The organism is Streptomyces sp. NBC_00286 (genome assembly GCF_036173125.1).
GTDB lineage: Bacteria > Actinomycetota > Actinomycetes > Streptomycetales > Streptomycetaceae > Streptomyces.
This window is the reverse complement of the sequence record NZ_CP108054.1, coordinates 9,002,815-9,023,773: the sequence shown is the minus strand read 5'-3', so window position 1 is coordinate 9,023,773 and position 20,959 is coordinate 9,002,815. Positions and strand designations below refer to the sequence as shown.

The 20,959-nt window shown below is 69.1% G+C and carries 17 protein-coding genes; 12 read left to right on the top strand and 5 right to left on the bottom strand.

Annotated elements, in window-relative coordinates; translation table 11 throughout:
* Window positions 1-216: 216 nt before the first annotated feature.
* The 6 genes from OHT21_RS40710 (at window position 217) to OHT21_RS40685 (ending at window position 8,023) form a co-directional block, all read left to right on the top strand.
* Window positions 217-1,581, top strand: a complete 1,365-nt coding sequence (locus tag OHT21_RS40710; RefSeq protein ID WP_328773254.1) for a glutamine synthetase family protein — start codon at window positions 217-219, stop codon at window positions 1,579-1,581.
* A gap of 20 nt (window positions 1,582-1,601) precedes the next feature.
* The gene (locus OHT21_RS40705) at window positions 1,602-2,906 is read left to right on the top strand and encodes a cytochrome P450 (RefSeq protein ID WP_328773253.1); all 1,305 of its coding nucleotides are present in this window, start codon (window positions 1,602-1,604) and stop codon (window positions 2,904-2,906) included.
* An 83-nt stretch (window positions 2,907-2,989) separates the two neighbouring features.
* Window positions 2,990-3,613 carry a GAP family protein gene (locus OHT21_RS40700; RefSeq protein ID WP_328773252.1) on the top strand — a complete coding sequence of 208 codons (624 nt, stop codon included), beginning with the start codon at window positions 2,990-2,992 and terminating at the stop codon, window positions 3,611-3,613.
* A gap of 67 nt (window positions 3,614-3,680) precedes the next feature.
* Window positions 3,681-4,097, top strand: a complete 417-nt coding sequence (locus OHT21_RS40695) for a DUF7144 family membrane protein (protein WP_328773251.1) — start codon at window positions 3,681-3,683, stop codon at window positions 4,095-4,097.
* Window positions 4,098-4,202: 105 nt separating this feature from the next.
* A complete protein-coding gene (locus OHT21_RS40690; protein ID WP_328773250.1) occupies window positions 4,203-6,887 on the top strand; it encodes a LuxR C-terminal-related transcriptional regulator in 2,685 nt (894 codons plus the stop codon).
* 935 nt (window positions 6,888-7,822) lie between these two features.
* Entirely contained in the window at window positions 7,823-8,023 is a 201-nt protein-coding gene (locus OHT21_RS40685; protein WP_328774418.1) for a hypothetical protein, read from the top strand.
* A gap of 6 nt (window positions 8,024-8,029) precedes the next feature.
* Here OHT21_RS40685 and OHT21_RS40680 read toward each other — a convergent pair whose 3' ends face one another.
* A complete protein-coding gene (locus OHT21_RS40680) occupies window positions 8,030-9,916 on the bottom strand; it encodes an ABC transporter ATP-binding protein (protein ID WP_328774417.1) in 1,887 nt (628 codons plus the stop codon).
* Window positions 9,917-10,088: 172 nt separating this feature from the next.
* On the opposite strand from OHT21_RS40680, the gene OHT21_RS40675 reads away from it, so the two are divergent.
* Together OHT21_RS40675 and OHT21_RS40670 are read left to right on the top strand one after the other, a co-directional pair.
* Window positions 10,089-11,051, top strand: a complete 963-nt coding sequence (locus OHT21_RS40675) for a lysylphosphatidylglycerol synthase transmembrane domain-containing protein (protein ID WP_328773249.1) — start codon at window positions 10,089-10,091, stop codon at window positions 11,049-11,051.
* A gap of 336 nt (window positions 11,052-11,387) precedes the next feature.
* The gene (locus tag OHT21_RS40670; RefSeq protein ID WP_328773248.1) at window positions 11,388-12,491 is read left to right on the top strand and encodes a mechanosensitive ion channel family protein; all 1,104 of its coding nucleotides are present in this window, start codon (window positions 11,388-11,390) and stop codon (window positions 12,489-12,491) included.
* 88 nt (window positions 12,492-12,579) lie between these two features.
* On the opposite strand, the gene OHT21_RS40665 is transcribed toward OHT21_RS40670, so the two are convergent.
* A complete protein-coding gene (locus OHT21_RS40665; protein WP_328773247.1) occupies window positions 12,580-15,420 on the bottom strand; it encodes a beta-L-arabinofuranosidase domain-containing protein in 2,841 nt (946 codons plus the stop codon).
* A gap of 474 nt (window positions 15,421-15,894) precedes the next feature.
* Here OHT21_RS40665 and OHT21_RS40660 point away from each other — a divergent pair, with 474 nt between their 5' ends.
* Complete coding sequence (locus OHT21_RS40660) at window positions 15,895-17,322, top strand: glycoside hydrolase family 43 protein (RefSeq protein ID WP_328773246.1); 1,428 nt, start codon at window positions 15,895-15,897, stop codon at window positions 17,320-17,322.
* Window positions 17,323-17,544: 222 nt separating this feature from the next.
* Here OHT21_RS40660 and OHT21_RS40655 read toward each other — a convergent pair whose 3' ends face one another.
* The 3 genes from OHT21_RS40655 to OHT21_RS40645 all read right to left on the bottom strand — a co-directional run bounded on the left by OHT21_RS40655 (window position 17,545) and on the right by OHT21_RS40645 (window position 19,224).
* Complete coding sequence (locus OHT21_RS40655) at window positions 17,545-17,703, bottom strand: hypothetical protein (protein ID WP_328773245.1); 159 nt, start codon at window positions 17,701-17,703, stop codon at window positions 17,545-17,547.
* A 419-nt stretch (window positions 17,704-18,122) separates the two neighbouring features.
* Window positions 18,123-18,383, bottom strand: a complete 261-nt coding sequence (locus OHT21_RS40650; protein ID WP_328773244.1) for a pentapeptide repeat-containing protein — start codon at window positions 18,381-18,383, stop codon at window positions 18,123-18,125.
* Window positions 18,384-18,612: 229 nt separating this feature from the next.
* Window positions 18,613-19,224, bottom strand: a complete 612-nt coding sequence (locus tag OHT21_RS40645; RefSeq protein WP_328773243.1) for a TetR/AcrR family transcriptional regulator — start codon at window positions 19,222-19,224, stop codon at window positions 18,613-18,615.
* 69 nt (window positions 19,225-19,293) lie between these two features.
* Here OHT21_RS40645 and OHT21_RS40640 point away from each other — a divergent pair, with 69 nt between their 5' ends.
* The 3 genes from OHT21_RS40640 (at window position 19,294) to OHT21_RS40630 (ending at window position 20,879) form a co-directional block, all read left to right on the top strand.
* Entirely contained in the window at window positions 19,294-20,124 is an 831-nt protein-coding gene (locus OHT21_RS40640; protein ID WP_328773242.1) for an SDR family oxidoreductase, read from the top strand.
* 121 nt (window positions 20,125-20,245) lie between these two features.
* On the top strand, window positions 20,246-20,557 hold the full coding sequence (locus tag OHT21_RS40635; RefSeq protein WP_328773241.1) for a hypothetical protein: 312 nt from the start codon (window positions 20,246-20,248) through the stop codon (window positions 20,555-20,557).
* 181 nt (window positions 20,558-20,738) lie between these two features.
* Window positions 20,739-20,879: a hypothetical protein gene (locus OHT21_RS40630; RefSeq protein ID WP_328773240.1), complete on the top strand. Its 141-nt coding sequence runs from the start codon at window positions 20,739-20,741 to the stop codon at window positions 20,877-20,879.
* Window positions 20,880-20,959 lie beyond the last annotated feature (80 nt).

Here is a 20,959-nt window from a genome sequence, read left to right as displayed (position 1 = left end):
ACTCGTTTGGCTTCAAACAACATAGGAAGCTCACTCGCCCTGGTCAATACCTGTCCAGGTGGATAATTTTTTCGGGCCAGCCTCTTGCGGCACGGCGACTGGCTTCCATACCGTTCGGGCTCAAATGAAATCTCCAAGTCCCCCGACTCCCCGGACTCCCCCTTCGAGCGCCCCAAGGGCCCGAGGGTGTCCCATCACCCGCCCAAGGAGACATCGGTGAGCGCATCCGACACCCCAGACGTCCGACGCCACATGGAGCGGCTCGCCGCCGAGGGCATCGACGTGGTCCGGGTGATCTATCCGGACCTGATCGGCACCGACCGCGCCCGCGACGTCCTGCTCGACCACCTGCCGTCGGCCTGCGAGCACGGCCTCGCCTTCTGCCGCGCCGTCTACCACACCAGCCCGCAGGGCGACGTCGTCCCGGTCGCGGGCGGTCTGGACGCGGGACTGCCCGACGTCTGCGTGCGCCCGGACCTGTCCACCCTGGCCGCGCTGCCCTGGGAGCCCGGCGTCGCCACCTGCCTCGGCGAGGTCGTCGACCCGGCGACCGGGGCTCCCGCCGCCGAGTCACCGCGCGACCTGCTGCGTAGCGTCCTGGACCGGTGCGCCGAACACGGACTGCGGCCCGTGGTCGGACCCGAGCTGGAGTACTACCTGCTGGAGCCCGCCCCGGACACGCCCACCGGCTGGCGCCGCGCACCGGAGACCACCGGCGCCGTCTACACCGCCGGACTGCGCGCCGACCCCGGCAACCACCTGCTGCGCACCCTGCGGCACCTGCGCGACCTGGGCATCGGCGTCATCACCGGCAACCACGAGTTCGACGGCGGCCAGTACGAGATCAACCTCAGCCACTCGGGCGCCCTGGACGCCGCCGACCGCGCCTTCCGCTTCAAGAGCGCCGTCAAGGAACTGGCCCGCACGGAAGGCAAGCTCGCCACCTTCATGGCCAAGCCCTTCGGTGAGGCCGGCGGCTCCGGCTTCCACCTCCACCTCTCCTGCCTGGCCCCCGACGAGGAAGGCGGCCACAACGCCTTCGACGACCCTTCCGGCACGTACGGCCTGTCCGCCACCGCCCGGCACGCCGTCGCCGGCATCCTCGCCCACGCGCCCGCGCTCGCCGCGCTGGCCAATCCCACGGTCAACTCGTACAAGCGCTTCGGACCCGACACCCTCGCGCCCTGGCTGATCGACTGGGGTCTGGACAACCGCAGCGCCATGCTCCGCATCCCGCCCGAGCGGGGCTCCGGCGCCCGCCTGGAGCTGCGGCTCGGCGACGCCGGCGCCAACCCGTACCTGCTGATCGCCGGCACGATCGCCGCCGCCCTGCTCGGCGTCCGGGCGGGCGAGGAGCCCCCGGCCCCGCTGGAGGGCTACGGCTACGACACGTCCAAGTCCCCCGTACTGCCGACGAACCTGCCCGCGGCCCTCGACGCGCTGGAGGCGGACACCGCCCTCACCGAGGTGCTCGGCAAGGACTTCACCACCTCGTTCCTGAGCTACAAGCGCAACGAGGTCGAACGCTTCCAACGGCACGTCACCGACTGGGAGTTCACCGAGTACGCCTATCACCTGTGACGCCGAGGAGCCACCGCACCATGAGCATCCCGACCCCAACCTCAAGCCCGAGCACGACCGACGCGATACGCGAACCGATGCCGCTGGCCGATGTCGACCTCGCCGACCTGGACAACTTCACCGACGGGGTCACCCCTTGGCGGATGTTCCACACCCTGCGCCATGAGGACCCGGTGCACTGGCAGCCGGAGGAAGTCCCCAACTCCGGTTTCTGGGCGGTGACCCGGCACGCGGACATCGCCGCCGTCGACCGCGACTCGGAGACCTTCACCTCGACGAAGTTCGTCAACCTCGAAGAGGTCGACGACGACCAGATCAAGAGGCGCGCCTCCATCCTTGAGCTCGACGGCGTCCGCCACCGCGCCCTGCGCAGCCTGATCCAGCGCCAGTTCGGCGCGAGTGTCATCAACAGCTACACGGACTTCCTGCGCGGCCTGACCGCCACCACACTGGACGCCGCCCTGGCCAAGGGCAGCTTCGACTTCGTCAGGGAGATCTCAGCCGACTTCCCCATCAACGTGCTGGCCCGCCTCCTCGACGTACCTCCTACGGACAACCAGCAGCTCATCGACTGGGGAAACCGCATCATCGGAAACACCGACCCCGACTACGCCGATGTGCTGCTGCACAGCGAGGAGAGCGAGCAGTACCGCGACCTGCCGTTCCGCTCCCCCGCCTCACTCGAAGTCTTCGAGTACGGAAGGGAGTTGGCCCGCCGGCGGCGCGGAGGCGACGGTACGGACCTGGTGTCCAAGCTCGTCAACACCACCCCGCGCGACGGAGTGCCGCTCTCACCGCAGGACTTCGACAACTACTTCCTGCTGCTGGTCGTCGCCGGCAACGAGACCACCCGCCACACCATCACCCACTCCATGCTGGCCCTCCTTCAGCACCCCGAGCAGCTGGCGCGCCTCCAGGAGGACCCCTCGCTGATCCCCACCGCGGTGGAGGAGTTCCTGCGCTGGGCCTCGCCCGTCTACCACTTCCGCCGCACCGCGACCCGCGACGTCGAACTCGGCGGCAAGCAGGTCAGGGAGGGCGACAAGGTCGTCATGTGGTTCGCGTCCGGGAACCGCGACGAGGAGGTCTTCGGCAACCCGTACGACTTCGACGTCGCCCGGCAGAACAACGATCACGTCACCTTCGGCAAGGGCAGCCCGCACCTGTGCCTGGGCAACCTGCTCGCCCGTACCGAGATCCGCATCATGTTCGAGGAGCTGATTCCGCGCCTCGCGGACATCCGCCTGGCCGGCGACGTCCCCCGCGTCCGCTCGAACTTCGTCAACGGCATCAAGAAGCTGCCGGTCGAGGTGACTCTGGCCTGACGACCCGCGGCAACAGGCGCCACCCGCAACAATCACCCGTCCCGGGTGAGTGCTCATGTCCGCGGTGACCGCACGCTGGAGCCGTGGACGGTCTCCAGATCCTTCCGCCGGCCATCACCATGATGGTCGGGCCGCAGATCATGTCGGCGGTCATCTTCGTGACGACACCGAGCGCGGTTCATGTGTCCCTGGGTTTCCTGGGCGGCGTAGCGGTGGTCGCGACGGCGGCAGGAGTGGCCCTCGCGTGGGGACTCGCCGCCGCCCCGGGGAACGCCGTCGACCTGGGCAGCAGAGACGACAACGGCTCGGGCGGCAAGATCATCCAGTACGTACTCGTCGGCCTGCTGGCGGCTTCGACGGCGAAGAACTGGTTCGGACGGGCCACCGCCGAGCCGCCGAAACGGCTCGGCACGCTGATGACGGCCGGCCCGAAGAGGGCGTTCAAGGTCGGGCTGCTCGTCATCCTGCTGATGCCGTCGGACATCGCGATCATGCTGACGGCCGGTGTGCATCTGGAACAGAGCGACTCGGGATACGAGCGGGCGCTTCCGTTCATCGCCCTGACCGTCCTGGTGGCCGCGATCCCGCTGCTGGCCCGGCTCCTGTTCCACCGGCGGGCGGAGTCAGCCGCGCCGACGGTACAGGAGTGGATCAGACCCATGGCCGGCTCATCAACATCATCGCCTGCGCGATCTTCATCGTCCTGATCCTCACCTGAAGGCAAGCGCACATCCCCGCCTGAGGCAGGCGGGCCCGACGAATCGAGGAAACGTCATGACGCAGACAGTGCACCGCCGCTCTCCCGAAACGATGCCTGCTGCCGCCGGACTGGTCGTGTTCGCGGCGGTCATGCTGGTCATCGCCGGTGTCCTCGACATCTTCCGGGGGATCATGGGCATCGCCGACGACGATCTCTTCGTCGCGACGCCGCAGTACGTCTTCCGGTTCGACCTGACCGGATGGGGCTGGTTCCACCTGATCCTCGGGTTCCTGGGGGTCCTCATCGGTGTCAGCCTGTTCAAGGCCGCCCTCTGGGCACGGATCGCGGGTGTGGCGATCGCCGGGTTCCTGATCATCGCGAACTTCCTGTCGCTGCCCTACTACCCGGTCTGGTCGATCATCTCGATCGCCCTGTACTCCTTCGTCATCTGGGCGCTGTGCGTGGTACGGCCAGGGACGATCACCGACTGAGCGGACCGGCCTCCCGCCCTCTCGTGTGGCGATCATGAACATGGGGCCGTCAGATGGAACTGAGGCCTCAGCCATGTCGCAGGCCACACCCAGAGGGCGGTGGGCATGCCCCGCAACACAGCCTCAGCAGCACGGGACACCCGCGATACCTCGGCGAACGTCCCGGCTTCCGGCCGCGGCGGCGCGGAGGCGCGCCGGGGGCCGACGGGCGACCCGCTGCTGGCCGCGAAGTTCGCGATCCCGGCCGTGCCACGGACTCTCGTACACCGTCAGCGGCTGCTGGACCGGCTCACCGCGGGTACGGCCGGTCCTCTGACGCTGATCACCGGCCCGGCGGGCGCTGGGAAGACGACGCTGGCGGCCTCGTGGGTGGCCGAGGGGACGGCACCGGGCCCGGTGGTGTGGCTGACCGCGGAGCATGAGGACCGAGCGCCCGGGGAGTTCTGGGCGTACGTACTCGAAGCGCTGCGCCATCACGAGGTCGAGCTGCCCGAGGATCCGGACCGGCCCGGGTCCGCCGAGTTCGTCGAGCACTCCTTGCTCGCGACACTCGCGTCCGGGCTGGCCCGCCGAAACCGGCCGGTCGTGTTCGTACTCGACGGTCTCGACCAGGTTCCGGTACGGGAGGTGACCTCGGCCCTGGACTTCGTCCTGAGCCACGCGGGCCCGAGTTTGCGCCTGGTCGTCATCAGCCGGGTCGACCCCCTGCTTCCGCTGCACCGCTACCGTGCCCAGGGCCGGATCTGTGAGATCCGCAGCGCCGATCTGGCGTTCACCGAGCAGGAGGCCTCCATGCTCCTGCGCGGACATGGTCTGGAGTCCTGCGAGGAGAGCGCCGACGTCCTGACGACTCGCACCGGAGGCTGGGCGGCCGGTCTGAGGCTGTGCGCCCTGGAGATGCAACGGTCCGACGACCCGAGCGGCTTCGCCCGCTCCTTCGCAGCATCCCAGAGCGCGGTAGCCGACTACCTGCTCGCCGAGGTACTCGACGCCCAGCCCGAGACCACCCGCGACCTGCTGATGCGCTCGAGCATCCTCGAGCGGGTGCACCCCGACCTGGCGAACACGCTGACGGGGCGCGAGGACGCGGAGTGGATCCTGGCGGGGCTCGCCCGCGCGGGCGCCTTCGTGGAGTCCGTGGCGGGGACGAGGTGGTGCCGTTTCCAGCCACTGTTCGCCGAGGTTCTGCGCACGCATCTGCGCCACCATCATCCCGGGCTCGAACCCCGGTTGCGCCGCCGGGCCGCGGTCTGGCTCGCCGACCATGGCTGGCTCACCGAGGCGGTGGAGCAGGCGGCTGCGGCGGCGGACTGGGAGTGGGCCAGCGCCCGGGTGGTCGAGCATCTGGAGATCGGGCGTCTGCTTACCGGTCCCGAGGCCCAGCGGCTGGAGGGCTGCTTTGCCGGTATGCCGCGTGATCTCCCCGACGCCGCGTCCGCGCTCGTGGCGGGGGCCTGTGCCGCGGCTCGGTACGACTTCGTGGGATGCCGGGCGCAACTGGACCGGGCTGGGGAGCACATCCGCACGGCCCAAGCACAGCCGTCTGCGGAGACACGGCTCGCTCTTTCCCTGCTCCGGCTGCTCAGTTTGCCCGGCGGTGGAGACCGCGATGCTGCCCGGGAGGCAGACCGGACGCTGGACCTCGCCGGGTGCGTGCCCCGGTCGCGGCGTGCGGAGCATCCGGAGATCGAGGCGCTACGGCGGTACGGACTGGCCCGCGGGCTGCTGCTCACCGGGCGTCTCGGCGCCGCCCGCGCCGCCTTCGCCGCCTTCGCCGCGGCGGCGGACGGCCGCACCGACGCGACCGACGTCGTACGGCACCACAGTCTCGGGATGCTGGCCCTGCTGGAGTCCCTCCGCGGTGAGCTCAACGAGGCCGAGAAACATGCCCGGTTGGCCCTCGCGACCGCCCGCGACCGTTCCGTGCCGCCGGCGCGGCGGTCCGGGATCGGGCATCTCGCGCTGGCCGGCGTCGCCCTCGAACGCGGCGATCTCCGGGGCGCACGTCATCATCTCGACCTCGGTTCCGAGTGTCCCGACGCGGAGCTCGACCCGGTCGCGCGTACCGAACTGCTGGTGGCGCGCGCCCACTTGAACCTCGCGCAAGGCCGCTGGCGCGATGCCCTCGCGGAGATCGAGGATCGTCCGCCTTCGCTCCCGCCCTGGCCGGCGCAGCGCGTCGCCCTCGCGGACTCGGCCGTCCAGTTGGCCCGGGGTGATCCCACTGCGGCGATCAGCGCCCTGCGCGAAGCCGGGCCTGATGCGTCGGCGCACGTCATCGCGCTTGCCCGCGCCCATCTCGCGTCGGGAGACGCCGACCGGGCGCTCGCTCTCCTTCCACCACCGGACGATCAGGGCGACGCGGGCATCAGGCAACGGGTCGCCGTCCTTCTGATACGGGCCCATGCCGCGCTCCTCGCCAAGGACACCGAGTCGGCGCACCGCATACTCGGCGAAGCCCTCTCCACCGCCCGGCCCGAGACTCTGCGGCGCCCCTTCCTCGAGGCGGGGCCCTGGGTGCGGCACCTTCTGGAGCTGCGGCCCCATATGGCCCACAGGCACGCCTGGCTCGGGAGCCCCTCGGCTCCACTGGTCGTGGAGCAGCTCAGTGTTCGCGAGCGTCAAGTGCTCGAGCACTGCGCGCAGGTCATGTCGACGGAGGAGATCGCGGAGGCGATGTGTCTGTCGGTCAACACGGTGAAGACGCACTTGCGGAGCATCTTCCGCAAGCTCGTTGTCTCCCGACGGGGCGAGGCGGTACGGCGAGCGCGGGAGCTTGGGCTGCTCTGAAACGGGGCCCTACCGGGAGGGCGGGTTCGCTGCGCGTGCGGGTCCGTCGTGGGTTGTCGCGTAGTTCCCCAGCCCCGCCCCTTCCCGAAACTGTGGGCTGCGCCTCCAGGCCCCCCTGCCTCCGGCGGGCGGGTGGGCGCCTTCGGCGGGTGGGTGGGTTTGTGGGGTGGGCGGGGTGCCTCCGGGAGGTGGGCGCCCACCGCGGGTGGGCGGGGTGCCTATCGGGGTGGTGGGTGACATGCCATGTCGCGGCTGCGGGTGCGTTGTGGCTGGTCACGCCCCGCGGCGGAGCCGCAAATTGACACAGCCCCGCGCCCCTGAGGGGGTGGGTGACAGCCGTGTCGCGACTGCAGACCCGTCGTGGCTGGTCGCGCCCCGCGGCGGAGCCGCACATTGACACAGCCCCGCGCCCCTGAAGGGGCGCCCCTGGAGCCGTCCGTTATCAGGCTCAACAGCCATCACCCTCACCAGGCAACCGTGCTCGCCATCCACCCTGCTGACCAGCCACCGCGTGCCCGCACCCCCAACTACCCGCAGCCTGCCGCCGGGGGGAGGGGACGTGGGCCGGTGCGTCGTATGCCCGTCGCTTAGCTTCGGTCTGGGCACACCAGAACCCTGTATCAGCAAGGGGTCGTATGCCCTGTTGGCGACGGGCTGACGCACCGGACCGCGGCCCCGCACCCACCACGCACCCAAGGGGCGCGGGGCTGCGTCAATGTGCGGCTCCGCCGCGTGGGCGCGACCAGCCACACACAACCCGCACCCGCGACACGAAGTGTCACCCACCACCCCGTGGCGGGGGGCCTGGGGGCGCAGCCCACAGTTTCGGGAAGGGGCGGGGCTGGGGAAAGAACCGCCCAACCGCCAGCCGCACACGTCACCTGATGCGAGTGATGCCCCCCACCGCGCCGCGAGCCACCCTCGTAACCATGCCCATGCAATACGAGTTCCGCGTCACCGGCCACCTCTCCGCAGCCCTCGCCGCCGCCTTCCCCGAGCTGGAAAAGACCCCAGCCCCGGAGCAAGCCCTCCTCTTCGGCCAGGTCACCGACGAGGCACACCTCTACGGCCTGCTCCTCCGCTTCCAGGACCTGGGCCTGCAGATCATCGAAATGCGCCGGCTCCCGGAGGGGTAAGGCCACTCACGCCACCGCCCCAAGCGGCGCCCCCTTCTGGAACTGCGTCCGGTACAGCTCCGCGTACCGCCCACCCACCGCGAGCAACTCCTCATGCGTACCCCGCTCCACGATCCGCCCCGCCTCGACGACGAGGATCGTGTCAGCGGCCCGTACGGTCGACAACCGATGGGCGATGACCACCGCGGTCCGGCCCGACAACGCTTCGGTGAGCGCCTCCTGGACGGCGGCCTCAGACGTGTTGTCCAGGTGCGCGGTCGCCTCGTCAAGGATGACCACCCGCTGCCGGGCAAGCAGCAGCCGCGCGATGGTCATCCGCTGGCGCTCGCCACCGGACAGCCGATAGCCACGCTCACCCACCACCGTGTCGAGCCCATCCGGCAGCGACCGCACGAGGTCCTCAAGGCGGGCGCGCCGCAGAACGTCCCACAGCTCGTCGTCGCCGGAGGCATCCGCATCGGGCCGCGCAAGCAGCAGATTCGCACGCACCGAATCGTGGAACAGATGCCCGTCCTGCGTGACCATGCCGACAGCGCCCCGCATCGACTCGGCACTCAGATCACGCACGTCGACGCCACCAATACGCACGGAACCCTCATCGACGTCGTACAACCGCGGCAGCAACTGCGCGATCGTCGACTTCCCGGCACCGGAAGAGCCGACAAGAGCGACAGTCTGCCCAGGCTCAGCACGGAACGAAATACCGTGCAGAACCTCCGCGCCCCCACGGGTGTCCAACGACGCCACCTCCTCCAGCGAGGCCAGAGACACCTTGTCCGCAGACGGATAGCCGAAGCGGACATCCGTGAACTCCACGGAGAGCGGACCCTCCGGCACCTTCCGAGCGTCCGGCTTCTCCGAGATCAGCGGCTTCAGATCGAGCACCTCGAAGACCCGCTCGAAGCTCACAAGCGCGCTCATGACCTCAACTCGCGCCCCCGCCAAGGAGGTCAGGGGCGCGTACAGGCGGGTGAGGAGCAGCGCCAGCGACACCACGGCGCCGGCCTCAAGGCTGCCGCGCAGCGCGAACCAGCCGCCGAGGCCGTAGACGAGGGCGAGGGCGAGCGCGGAGACGAGGGTCAGCGCGGTGATGAACGCCGTCTGCGCCATCGCCGTACGCACCCCGATGTCGCGCACCCGCCGGGCCCGCGCCGCGAACTCCTCCGACTCGTCCTCGGGCCGCCCGAAGAGCTTGACCAGCGTGGCGCCGGGCGCGGAGAAGCGCTCGGTCATGCGGGTGCCCATCGCGGCGTTCAGGTCGGCGGCCTCGCGCTGGAGTTTCGCCATCCGGCGGCCCATGCGGCGGGCGGGGATGACGAACACCGGGAGCAGGAGCAGGGCGAGCAGGGTGATCTGCCAGGACAGGGTGAGCATGACGGCGAGGGTGAGCAGCAGCGTCACGAGGTTGCCGACGACTTGGGACAGGGTGTTGCTGAACGCCCGCTGGGCGCCGATCACGTCGTTGTTGAGGCGGCTGACGAGCGCTCCCGTACGGGTGCGGGTGAAGAAGGCGACCGGCATGCGCTGCACATGATCGAAGACCGCCGTCCGCAGATCGAGGATGAGTCCCTCGCCGAGTCTCGACGAGAGCCAGCGGCTCGTCAGTCCGAGTCCCGCCTCGGCGAACGCGATCAGGGCGATGAGCAGGGCAAGGCGTACGACCGTGCCCTCCTCGCCACCGGACACGATCACGTCCACGACCCGTCCGGCGAGGACCGGCGTCGCCACCGCGAGCAGCGCGGTCGCCACGCTGAGCACCACGAACTGCGCGATACGGCGGCGGTGCGGACGGGCGAAGGCGGCGATGCGGCGCAGCGTCGCGCGGGCGAGGGGGCGGCGCTCCTGCTGGGCGTTCATGACGCTGTGCAGCTGCATCCAGGCTGTGGTTTCCATACTCATGGGAACGACGCTAGAACCTCAATCAACCTTGAGGTCAAGCGGCTGACCGATACTACGCGTGATCCAAGGCCGTGACGCCTGATCCCAGGAAACGTGCGCGGCGCGTAAGCCGCCGTCCCCGTGCACGCAACCCCCCGTTGGCACGGCGCGGAAAGCCTTTCCCGGTGTGACGGACGTACGACTTCCCCGCACCCTGCGCAGACGCATACCGGTCCGCCAGATCCTGTGCCTGCTTCCGCTCGCCCTCGTGGCCGTGGTCGCGGTGCGCCACTGGTCCGTGCTCGTGGACGGCTTCCACCACCTGGCGACGGCCAAGTGGCCCTGGCTGCTGGCGGCGGGGGCGGCGACCTGCCTGACCTGGGTCGCGGCGGCCGTCACCCGGCAGGGCGCCCTGGTCGAGCGGCTGCCCAAGTGCCGGTTGCTCGCCACGCAGTTCGCGGCGGGCGCCGCCAACCATCTGCTGCCGACCGGACTCGGCGCGAGCGCCGTCAACCTCCGTTTCATGGCGGTCTGCGGGGTTCCACTGACCCGCTCCTCGGCCGCCCTCGCGCTCTATCTACTCGCGGAGGCCATCGCCCGGACCGGCCTGCTGCTGGCCCTGCTGATCGCCTTCCCCGACGCACTGCGCCCCGACAAGCTCATCCCGGACGCGGCGGTCGGTCCGCTGCTGATCGCCGCCGGTGCCGCGGCGTGCGTAGCGCTAGCGGTCCTGCTGCTCGTACGACGGCTGCGTACCGCCCTGTCCACCTTCCTGCGGACCGCGCTGGGTGAGGCGCGCTCCGTGCACACCCGGCCGGCGCGCGCACTCGCGCTGTGGGGCGGCTCGTTCTCCTTCCCCATCCTTCAGGCGGCCGGACTCGTCGCGGTGAGCCTTGCGCTGGGGCTGCCGGTGTCTCCGCTGCACATCGTGGTCGCGTATCTGGCGGCGACTGTCGCCGTCGCCCTCATCCCCACGCCGGGCGGTATCGGCTCGGTCGAGGCCGCGCTCATCGTCGCGCTGGTGGCAGCGGGCGGCCCGGCCGCGGTGGCGACGGCGGTCGTACTCGCCTACCGCATCATCACGGTGTGGCTGCCGCTGCTGCCGGGGGCCTTGACGCTGGGCGCGCTGGTGCGCCTGAAGATGATCTGAGGCGGGGCCCCAAAGGCGGCGCATCCAGGCCAACTTGGGCGCCACGAAGGCGAGGGCGAGTCCCAGCCCCTTGAGCCGCCGGTGATCACTCCATGCAAGCCCTCCCCCAGACACGCCGGGCGTCCGGACAGCCGACGCGCCTACGACGATGGCCGGAATCAGAACGGCCCAGGGGCGAGGCATACGCGCGGATACGGCAGGATGAGCGAGCCCGCCGGATTTCGCACAGACGTCCCGGCGGGAGCGCACATCCAGGAATCGAGCAGCAGGTGACGAAGTGACGAGACATCACATACCGGGCGTACGCCCCCTTCCCAGAACGACGGGAGGCAGTTGGTGAACCGCGATCTCACCGCACACGACATGATCATCGCCGGCGTCTGGGTGGCCGTCGGGCTTGCGGCGGGCGTCGGGCTGCGGATGCTGCTGCGCTGGCTGCGCAAGCACGCGGACCGCACGCGATGGAACGGTGACGACGTCATCGTCGACTCGCTGCGCGCGCTGGTGCCCCTCGCGGCGCTGGCCGGCGGTGTGGCCGCCGCAGCGGCGGCCCTGCCTCTGACGAAGCAGGTCAATCACAACGTCAACCAGGTCCTGACGGTTCTCCTCATCCTCGCCTCCACCATCACGGCGGCGCGTATCGTCACGGGCCTGGTGCGGGCCGTGACCCAGTCACGGCAGGGCGTCGCCGGATCGGCCACGATCTTCGTCAACATCACCCGTGTCGTGGTGCTGGCGATCGGCATCCTGATCGTCCTGCAGACCCTGGGCATCTCCATCGCCCCGCTGCTCACCGCCCTCGGCGTCGGCGGTCTGGCGGTCGCCCTCGCTCTCCAGGACACCCTCGCGAACCTCTTCGCGGGCATCCACATCCTCGCCTCGAAGACGATCCAGCCCGGCGACTACATCAGACTGACTAGCGGTGAGGAGGGCTACGTCGTCGACATCAACTGGCGCAACACCGTCGTACGTAATCTCTCCAACAACCTCGTGATCATCCCCAACGCCCAGCTGTCCAGCACAAACATGACCAACTACAGCCGTCCCGAACAGGAGATGACGCTCACCGTCCAGGTCGGGGTCGGCTACGACAGTGACCTGGAGCAGGTCGAGCGGGTGACCTCCGAGGTCGTGATGGAGGTGATGACGGAGGTCGAGGGCGCCATGCCCGAGCACGAACCCGCCATCCGCTTCCACACGTTCGGGGATTCGCGGATCAGTTTCACGGTCATCCTGGGGGTCGGCGAGTTCAGCGACCAGTACCGGATCAAGCACGAGTTCATCAAGCGGCTGCACACGCGCTACCGGGTCGAGGGCATCAGGATCCCCTCCCCCGCGCGGACGATCGCGCTGCAGAACGGCGGCCCGAACGGCAGCGGGGCCATTCCGCCGCAGTGGGACGGCGTCACCACCATCTCCGTAGACACGCAGAAGGCATGAGCCGAGCGGGAGGTCACCGTGTCAACACCGGTGACCTCCCCGGCAGTTGCCCGCCCCAAGAGGAGGCGTCAGGGCACGTACGTGGCGGTCAGGGCACGTACGTAGCGTTCTGCGCCGTGGCGACCACCTGCTGACCGTTGGCCTGGGTGAGCCGACCCGCGGACACCCACGCGTCCACCGTCGACCGCACCCGCGTCACCAGGGCGGCCTTGTTGGCGAACGGCGCCCCCGCCCAGATCTCGTCGAGCAACGTCGTCCCGTCGGACTTCGCCGGGTTGGCGACCCCGGAGTCCGTGTTCCCGAACACGACCTTGGGCTCGGCCCGGCGGACATAGGCGTGCGTCCGGTCCTCGGTGCCCTCGTAGAAGGGGGCGAACTCGGTGCCGTTCAGCGTGTAGTGGAGCGGCTTGCCGGACACCGGTGCCAGTGAGGGCAGCAGGTCGCCGGAGAGGGCGGCGTTCTTGTAGAGCCCGACCTGGAGGTGGCTGGTGCTGGAGTTGCGGCCCACCAGGTTGACCGGGCCGTAGAACAGGGTCTGCAGGGTCGGGTCGTCGAGCGCCTTCTCGACCCGCAGCCGGAACGGGATGGTGACGCGGACGGTGTCGCCGCTGCGCCAGGCCCGGGAGATCGTGAAGTAGCTGCCGGGGCTGGGAGTTCCGCTGACCGCGCTGCCGTTGACGGTCACCCGGAAGCCGCCGGTCGCCCAGGACGGCACCCGCAGCTTCAGGTCGAAGGTCGCGCTGCCGCCGGTGATGGTGAGCGTGGAGCCCTGCTCCCTCGGGTAGTCCGTGGCCTGTGTGACGGTGACGCCCTTCGCGGACCAGGTCAGGGTGGAGGGGCTGTACAGGTTGACGTACAGGGCGGAGTTGTCGGCCTTCGTGAAGTACACCGAATCCTGGTACTTGGTGGCGCTCTCCATGCCGGTGCCCTCGCAGCAGGTCGTGCCCTGCTTGGGCGTGTAGTCGCGTACGTGCCCGGGGGTGAGGCCGATGAAGTACGTGACCAGCGGCTTCTCCGCGTCGGCCTTGTCCTGCTTGGAGCCGAGGACCTGGTTGTACAGGCCCCGCTCGTAGTAGTCCATGTACTTCGGGTCCTGGTCGTGGAAGAACAGCATCCGGCTCAGCTTGAGCAGGTTGTACGCGCAGCAGGTCTCGGCGCTGGTGTCGCTGATCGTGCCCGCGATGACGCCTCGGGCCTTCCAGAACTCGCCCGTGCTCGTCCCGCCGATGCCGAAGATGCGGTGCGGGATGACCATGCCCCAGAAGTTCTTGGCGGCGGTGAGGTAGCGGGTCTCGCCCGTCGCGTCGTACAGCCGCACGTAGCCGGTGAAGATCGGGATGTGCTGGTTGGCGTGCAGGCCGTTGAGGATGTCCGTGTTCGCGGCGCAGGCGTCGATGAGCTTGTCGAGGTCGAACAGCTTGGCCAGCGCGAGGTGTTCGGCCTTGCCGGTGATCGAGTGCAGGTCGACGATCGTCTCGACGATGCCGCCGAACTCGCCGCTGGAGAAGATGCCCCACATGCGCTGGAGGGTGGCGTCGGGCAGCTTGGACAGCCGGGAGTACATCCAGTCGCACATGCCGGAAGCGAGGTCGAGCGCGCGGTCGTCGTCGGTGGCGAGGTACGCGTCGAGCAGTCCCTTGAGGATCTTGTGCGCGGTGTAGTAGGGCGCCCAGACCTTGGTGTAGTCACCGCTGGTCATCGACTCCAGCTGGATGAACTGCGTCTCCGGGTACGCGGCGAGGAACCCGGGATGGCTCGGCCGGCCCCAGGTGCGGCGCAGGGTGGCGGTGAGGTTGCGCCCTGAGGCGTCCGCGAAGGTGCCGCCGGTGGTGGCCGAGAAGTAGTACGACGCGAGGTTGCCGAGCCCCGCGGAGGACGTCTTGGCCTCGTTGGTCTGCAGCGAGGTGATGTCGGCGGCGGCCAGGGCCCGGGAGTAGACGTTGAACTCGTCGAAGGCGCCCGCGAACACGGGGTCGGTGGAGAAGTTGGAGCGGCCCAGCCAGTTGTTCGTCAGGGTTCCCAGGGTGGCCGGGTTGAGGGTCATCGAGGTGTTCTGGGCGACGCGTGCGCCGTTGACGTAGAGCGTGCCGGTGTTGCCGGAGATGGTCACCGCCAGGTGGCTCCACTGGTTCAGCGGCAGTGCGGCGGTGCCGTTGAGGCCCTGTTCGCCGCCCGGCCCGCTGGTGGTGATGGCGAAGCGCGGTACTCCGCTGGCGTTGCGGGCGGCCAGGTACATGTACCGGGTGGTGTTGTTGCCGAAGTCGAAGATCCGCTGCCAGTTGGCGTTGTGCGTGGGCTTCACCCAGACCGACAGGGTGATCGCCGCGGCACCGCCGAGCACGGCGGCCGGGAGGTCGACGTACTGGTACGAGCCGCGCACGTTCTCGTGCGCGCCGCCCCACTTCCCGGTGACGGCGAGCATCTTCGGGTCGTTGCGCAGTGCCGTGCGCACCTCGGTCAGCGCGCCGATCATGGTGCGGATCTTGTCGGCGTACGCCTGATCGCCGGTGGACGCGTACGCCTGCGACAGCATGGTCAGGAAGTGGCCGGTGTAGTGGCCGCGGAGGTTGCCGTTGGCCTCGCCGTCCAGTCCCTCCCAGCCACCGGGTGCGACCGCGCCGCCCGTGGAGAGCCCGGCGTTGGCGCGGTAGACCTGGAGCAGCCGGTTCACGTCGTAGCCGCGGCCGTGGTCGAGCATCAGCTGGCGCTTGCCGGCGAAGATGCCCTGCCCGAGCTTCACGTCCTCCAGCTCGAACGGCCGCACCGCCCAGGCGGACGGCACCGGCAGCCCGGCCGCGACGGCGACCGCCGCCGCGGAGGCACCATTCGCGGCGGCGGCGCGGCCGATGGGGATCGCGGAGATCACCGGGGTCGCGGCGACCAGGGCGGCGGCGCGGAAAAGGGATCGTCTGGAGGGGGATGACGCCATGGGGGGCCTCTTCTTGCTCAAGCTTCTGGTCAGGAGGGATGTCCGATATATCGATCAAGGTTCGGATAACCGACCAGACCGTAAAAGGCGGGCGAGATCACGTCAATGGTTACGTCACGATTGACACCGAGTACCCCTATGGCATCACCAGAAGCAGAAGTCGCAAGCGTTCACGAAGTCTTGACGCGACCCCACCTGCACCTTACGTTCTGACCGGCTTGCCGAACTCTGTTCGAAATGTCGGCCGTTGGCCGGTGTGTCCAGGGCGCTCGACTGCATGATGCGGCAACGTTCCGCGGTCGGGCGACCACTCCCGTCCGCTGACGGCTTCCTGGTCCCGCGTAACGGCACGGCGATCGGGGCGCGTCTGTGAACTGACCGCCGCGTACGGCCGTTCCGCAGGGGCCCCGATCAACAAGTAGGGCCCATGGGACGGGCCGTACCCGCAGAAGAAAGCACCGAGGAGAGCCGCACATGAACACACCGGACAGACCCGCCGCCGTACCGAACGACACCAGGCCCCCGAGCTCCCTGACGCCATCCCGCCGCGGTGTACTGCGGGCGATGGCCGCCCTCCCCGCTTCCGCTGCCCTCCTGGGCGCACTGCCCGGAACGCTCGGCTCGGCCCTGGCCTCCGCACCACCTCGCGGCTCCGCCACCCGCTACACCATCATGCCGTTCCTCAACAGCACCGATGCCACGGTCAACGTCTACGAGTCCGACGACGCCACCGACTTCCGGCTGGTGAAGGCGTCCGCGTACACCCCGCCGGCGGGCCGGATCCGGGACGCCAGCATCTTCCGGCACTCCAACGGCTACTACTACGTCACGTACACCACGCGCACCTGGCAGGACACCAGCACCACCATCGGATTCGCCCGCAGCTCGGACCGGGCCAACTGGACGTTCCTGTACGACTACACCGTCCCCATCGCGAACCTGTCGCGCGCCTGGGCGCCCGAGTGGTTCGTCGACAGCGACGGCAGCGTGAACATCATCCTGTCCTGCTCGACCGCCAACGACCAGTGGATCTTCACGCCGTATCGGCTGAGGGCCACCAACTCCGCGCTCACCGCCTGGAGTTCACCCGTGGCCCTGTCGGGAATCGGCGCCAACCACATCGACACGTTCATCGTGAAGCTCGGCTCCACCTACCACGCGTTCACGAAGAACGAGACGACGAAGTACATCGAGTACGCCACCGCCACCGCCCTCAACGGCCCGTACACCATCCGCCGGACCGGCAACTGGGCGGGCTGGGGCAGCACCCGCGAGGGCGCCGCGCTGATCCAGCTCGACAACGGCGCGTGGCGGATCTTCTTCGACGGCTACGGCGACGGCAGCTACTACTACAGCGACAGCTACGACGCCTTCGCGACCTGGAGCGCCCCGAAGAGGCTGCCGTCGATCTCCGGCACGGCACGTCACTTCACCGTGCTCAAGGAGACGGTCTCCGGCGGGGTGAACCTGCCGGTGAACGTCACCCGCTCGTTCCGCTCGGCCAACTACACCACCCGCCACTGGCAGGAGCAGTCCGCCCTGCTCAACCTCCCCGTGGTGAGCTCCTCGAGCAGCGCGGCGGAGAGGCAGGCGGCCACGTTCACGGTCGTGCCGGGTCTCGCCGACGCGGGCGGCTACTCCTTCCGCAACGCGGCCGGGAACTACCTGCGCCACTGGGATTTCCGGGCGCGCTTCGACGCGAACGACGGCTCGTCGACCTTCGCCAGGGACGCCACGTACATCGCCCGTACGGGCACGGCGAGCGGCTCGGTCCGCTTCGAGTCGTACAACTACCCGGGCTACTACCTGCGCCATTACGGCTTCCAGTTGCGGGTGGACCCGGCGGACGGCTCCGCAGTGTTCCGCCAGGACAGTTCCTTCGTGCCCGTCACACCACTCTGACCTGCACGGCAGTCCCGTCCCACAGATCTGCGTGCACATCGCGTGCACACTTGCGGCGGCGCATTGCGGCACGTTGGTCGTGTGCCGGGTGCGTTCGGCGATCATGATGTCCTCCTTTCCTCCTGTCCTCCTGTCCTCCTGTCCGGTAACGGCTGAGCCCGGCGCACGTTTGCTTCGTGCGCCGGGCTGGCGATCTCTGCGGCGCACCAGGTCCGCTGGACGTCACGTCCGCTGTGAGCGCGGCGTCAAGGCCGCCTCGGGTATCCCCGCAGGCGCCGGGATGCCGTACAACTCCTCGAAAGAAGCCGGCGCGTTCTTCCAGTCCACTTCCAGAGCGAAGCCGTACGTATCCAGTGTCTCGGCGAGCGTCCCGTGCCTCATCCGAGCCTGAACGTTCCGGGGCGGGCGGTACACCCGCAGCGATCAGGACAGCATGCATGAAGTCCCGCAGGTCCCGGAACGTGGCTGTGTCCGGTACCTGGACTCCCTTGGCACGCGCCTTGGCTTTCGCGCGATTGAATACCTCGGAAAGCGTGTTGGGTCGCAGTGGCGTCCCCCGGCGAGTCACCGTAACGAGTTGGTCGTACTCATCGGGACGGGGAGTCCAACCGCTTCGCTTGCGGTGGCGCAGGGCAGAGGCAGAGGGTGGTGCCGTTCGCCGCTCCATATGCGCCATATACCTGTCCAGGAGGAACGACCCCATGGGGATCACTGCGTAGCTGTGTGCGGTTTTCAGAGGTGCTGCCTCGCCGTGCTGACACTGTTCGAACACCTCCAGCTTCTTCAGACTGCACTTCATGTCAGTCGTGCGCACGGCTGCGGCTGGCGGTCTCCCGGAGGTCAGCGTATGCAAGGCGCGCATTCCGCAGATCAGCACCGCTCAGCAAGAAACCGCTGAGATTCCGGTTGCGAAGCTCGACCCCCCGCAAATCGGCGAACCTGAGGTCGATCTTTGTGTCCCTATTCAGGTCAGTGATGCGGCCTTCGTTGACGCCAGAGTTGAACCGGGTGGTGATGCCCTGCACTACTGCGTGCTGGTCTTCGCGGATGGCCTTGGCCAAGCTGGCCAGTGCTGGGAGATGGGAAGTGGCGAGTTGCTCGAGCCAGCCAGCTGTCCGCCGGCTACTCCGCGGAGGAGATACTGGTCTGCGCGGCGAGCGCCGTTCGCGGCCGCCGCGTACGACCGAGTCAGTAGGGCCTGTGCGGCACTTTTCGGAGGGATGGGAAGGTGGTTCCCCGAATCCGGCACCAGGGTTCGTCCTGCCCCACCATGACGACATGACTCTGCAGTCAGTGATCAGGGGTGCGCAGTCCGGCCAGCAGAATAACGAGCAGGTGTTCGGTTCGGTGGAGTGAGGCGCTGCTTGTGCGGGTGAGGAGCTGGTAGAGGACGGAGCCGATGAGAGCGTCAGCAACCGCTTCCACGTCGACGTCGGCGCGGAATTCGCCGCTCGTCACTCCCGCGCGCAGGCAGCTCGCGACGGCCTCGTGCTGCGCACGGGTGTGGTCCCGATAGAGGCTTTCGGCGTCGTGCGGGCTCTCGGCGGCGGCAGCGGTCAAGGCCAGGATCATGGCCGCATGGCGCGGGTCGCCGACCGATGTGGCGTAGGCACGGAACCAGGCGGTCAGTTGCTGGGCGGAGCTGTCGGTGCTTGGCCGGCCGGGCAGCCGGATGCCGGGCGCGGCAGTGAGAAAGCTGTGCAGGACGGCATCGCCGACGAGGGCCGCTTTGGAGGACCAGCGGCGGTAGAGCGTGGGTTTGCCGACGCCGGCTGCGGCGGCGACCTTCTCCATCGACAGACCGGCATAGCCGTCGCGCAGGAGAACCTCCCGCGCCGCGTCGAGGATGGCCTCGTCCCTGGCCGCGTCCCGGGGCCGCCCAGGCCGCCGCACCTCATTCATAGCCGCCCATCCTACGAGAGGTACACTCATAATTACGAAACGTATCGTAACGATATGTAGGAGGGGTCCATGGGTGCAAACGTGGTTGTCGTCATCGGTGTGGGCGGCATGGGGCAGGCCATCGCCCGGCGCCAGGGCAGCGGCAACAAGCTACTGCTCGCCGACTTCAACAAGAAGACTCTCGCTTCCGTCGCGGATCTCCTGCGCGGGCAGGGACACGACATCGTCACGCAGACGGTGGACGTCTCCTCACGTTCTTCGGTCGCCGCTCTCGCGGACGCGGCGGCACAGCTCGGCCCCGTGGTCCAGGTCGCGCACACCGCGGGCCTCTCTCCCGTTCAGGCCCCCGCCGCCGCCGTCCTGAAGGTGGACCTGCTCGGCACGGCGCTGGTCCTGGAGGAGTTCGGGCGGGTCATCGCGCCCGGCGGAGCAGGCCTGGTGATCTCCAGCATGGCCGGACACATGCTGCCCGTCCCCCTGAGCGCGGAGCAGGAACAGGCCCTCGCCCACACGCCCACCGACGATCTGCTGGACCTGCCCTTCACCTCCCCGGAGGTCGCGGGACAGGCCGCCTATCCGCTGGCCAAGTACGGCAACCGGCTCCGAGTCCAGGTCGCCAGCGCCTCCTGGGGCGAGCGGGGAGCCCGGATCAACTCCATCAGTCCCGGCGTGATCGCCACCCCCATGGGACAGCAGGAACTCGACGGGGACAGCGGCCAGATCATGCGCGCCATGATCTCCGCGTCGGGAACCGGCCGACTGGGCACACCCGACGACATCGCCGAGGCCGCCGCCTTCCTGCTCGGCCCCGGCGCCACCTTCATCACCGGCAACGACCTGCTCGTGGACGGCGGCGTCGTCGCGGCCATCCGCGCCGGCCGTCTCACTCCGGTCGCCTGACTCGGAATACCGGGGCACAGCGGCACTCCCGCACCCCGGCCCTCGTCCGCCGCCTCCCCGAACGACCACCAACTGTCGGCCGGCCCGCAAGTGCCCGTAACCGTATGCATGAGGAGAAACCATGAGCCTGGTTCCGCCCCCGTTCGACCCCGAACTCGCCGCCGTTCTGGAGGTTGTCGCCGAGACGCTTCCTTCCACCTTCACGATCGACATGGTGGCCGCGGCACGCCAGGGCATGGCAGCGGCCAGGCCAGGTCCGGAGGCACTGGACCAGGACGGGCTTTTCGAGGTGGAGGACCGGATCGTGCCGGGCCCCGAGGGTGCCCCCGACATCTCGCTGCTGATTGCCCGCCCACCCAACCACGTGACAGCGCCCGACCAAGGCGTGTACGTGGCCGGCGTGTCCACCATGTACCGCACTGCGCGAGCATGACGAGGTCCGTGAGCGTCGCCGCCACGCCGTCCACCCAGCGCACGCCAAACCGGAACTGCCGGCCACCCGCCCGAACGAGATCCGGTCCCGAGACGTAACGCGGCTGCGCGGACCGGGCAAACGGGTCTTCTGCCACCTGTACTCGATCATCGACATCTACAGCCGCTACACCGTCGTCTGGATGGTCGCCGTCCGCGCCGACGTCCTGACCGCCGTCTACCAGCGCACCCCTGAACGGTTCGTCAACAAGCCACCCACCCCGCCGATCGTCCCCACCAACGTGTGGATCAACCAGCCGGACGACCGCGCCGCCGCCCAGTGATCACCTCGGACGCCGGCGACCCCGGCTCATTCGACGAACCCTGAAACCGACCGACTCACCAGGCTTGAGACGTTCCGCGT

Coding starts and splice junctions, on each gene's coding strand:
- OHT21_RS40705 (WP_328773253.1), top strand. CDS start 1,602: ATGAGCATCCCGACCCCAACCTCAAGCCCGAGCACGACCGACGCGATA.
- OHT21_RS40695 (WP_328773251.1), top strand. CDS start 3,681: ATGACGCAGACAGTGCACCGCCGCTCTCCCGAAACGATGCCTGCTGCC.
- OHT21_RS40690 (WP_328773250.1), top strand. CDS start 4,203: ATGCCCCGCAACACAGCCTCAGCAGCACGGGACACCCGCGATACCTCG.
- OHT21_RS40685 (WP_328774418.1), top strand. CDS start 7,823: ATGCAATACGAGTTCCGCGTCACCGGCCACCTCTCCGCAGCCCTCGCC.
- OHT21_RS40680 (WP_328774417.1), bottom strand. CDS start 9,916: ATGGAAACCACAGCCTGGATGCAGCTGCACAGCGTCATGAACGCCCAG.
- OHT21_RS40665 (WP_328773247.1), bottom strand. CDS start 15,420: ATGGCGTCATCCCCCTCCAGACGATCCCTTTTCCGCGCCGCCGCCCTG.
- OHT21_RS40660 (WP_328773246.1), top strand. CDS start 15,895: ATGAACACACCGGACAGACCCGCCGCCGTACCGAACGACACCAGGCCC.
- OHT21_RS40655 (WP_328773245.1), bottom strand. CDS start 17,703: ATGAGGCACGGGACGCTCGCCGAGACACTGGATACGTACGGCTTCGCT.
- OHT21_RS40645 (WP_328773243.1), bottom strand. CDS start 19,224: ATGAATGAGGTGCGGCGGCCTGGGCGGCCCCGGGACGCGGCCAGGGAC.
- OHT21_RS40640 (WP_328773242.1), top strand. CDS start 19,294: ATGGGTGCAAACGTGGTTGTCGTCATCGGTGTGGGCGGCATGGGGCAG.
- OHT21_RS40635 (WP_328773241.1), top strand. CDS start 20,246: ATGAGCCTGGTTCCGCCCCCGTTCGACCCCGAACTCGCCGCCGTTCTG.
- OHT21_RS40630 (WP_328773240.1), top strand. CDS start 20,739: ATGGTCGCCGTCCGCGCCGACGTCCTGACCGCCGTCTACCAGCGCACC.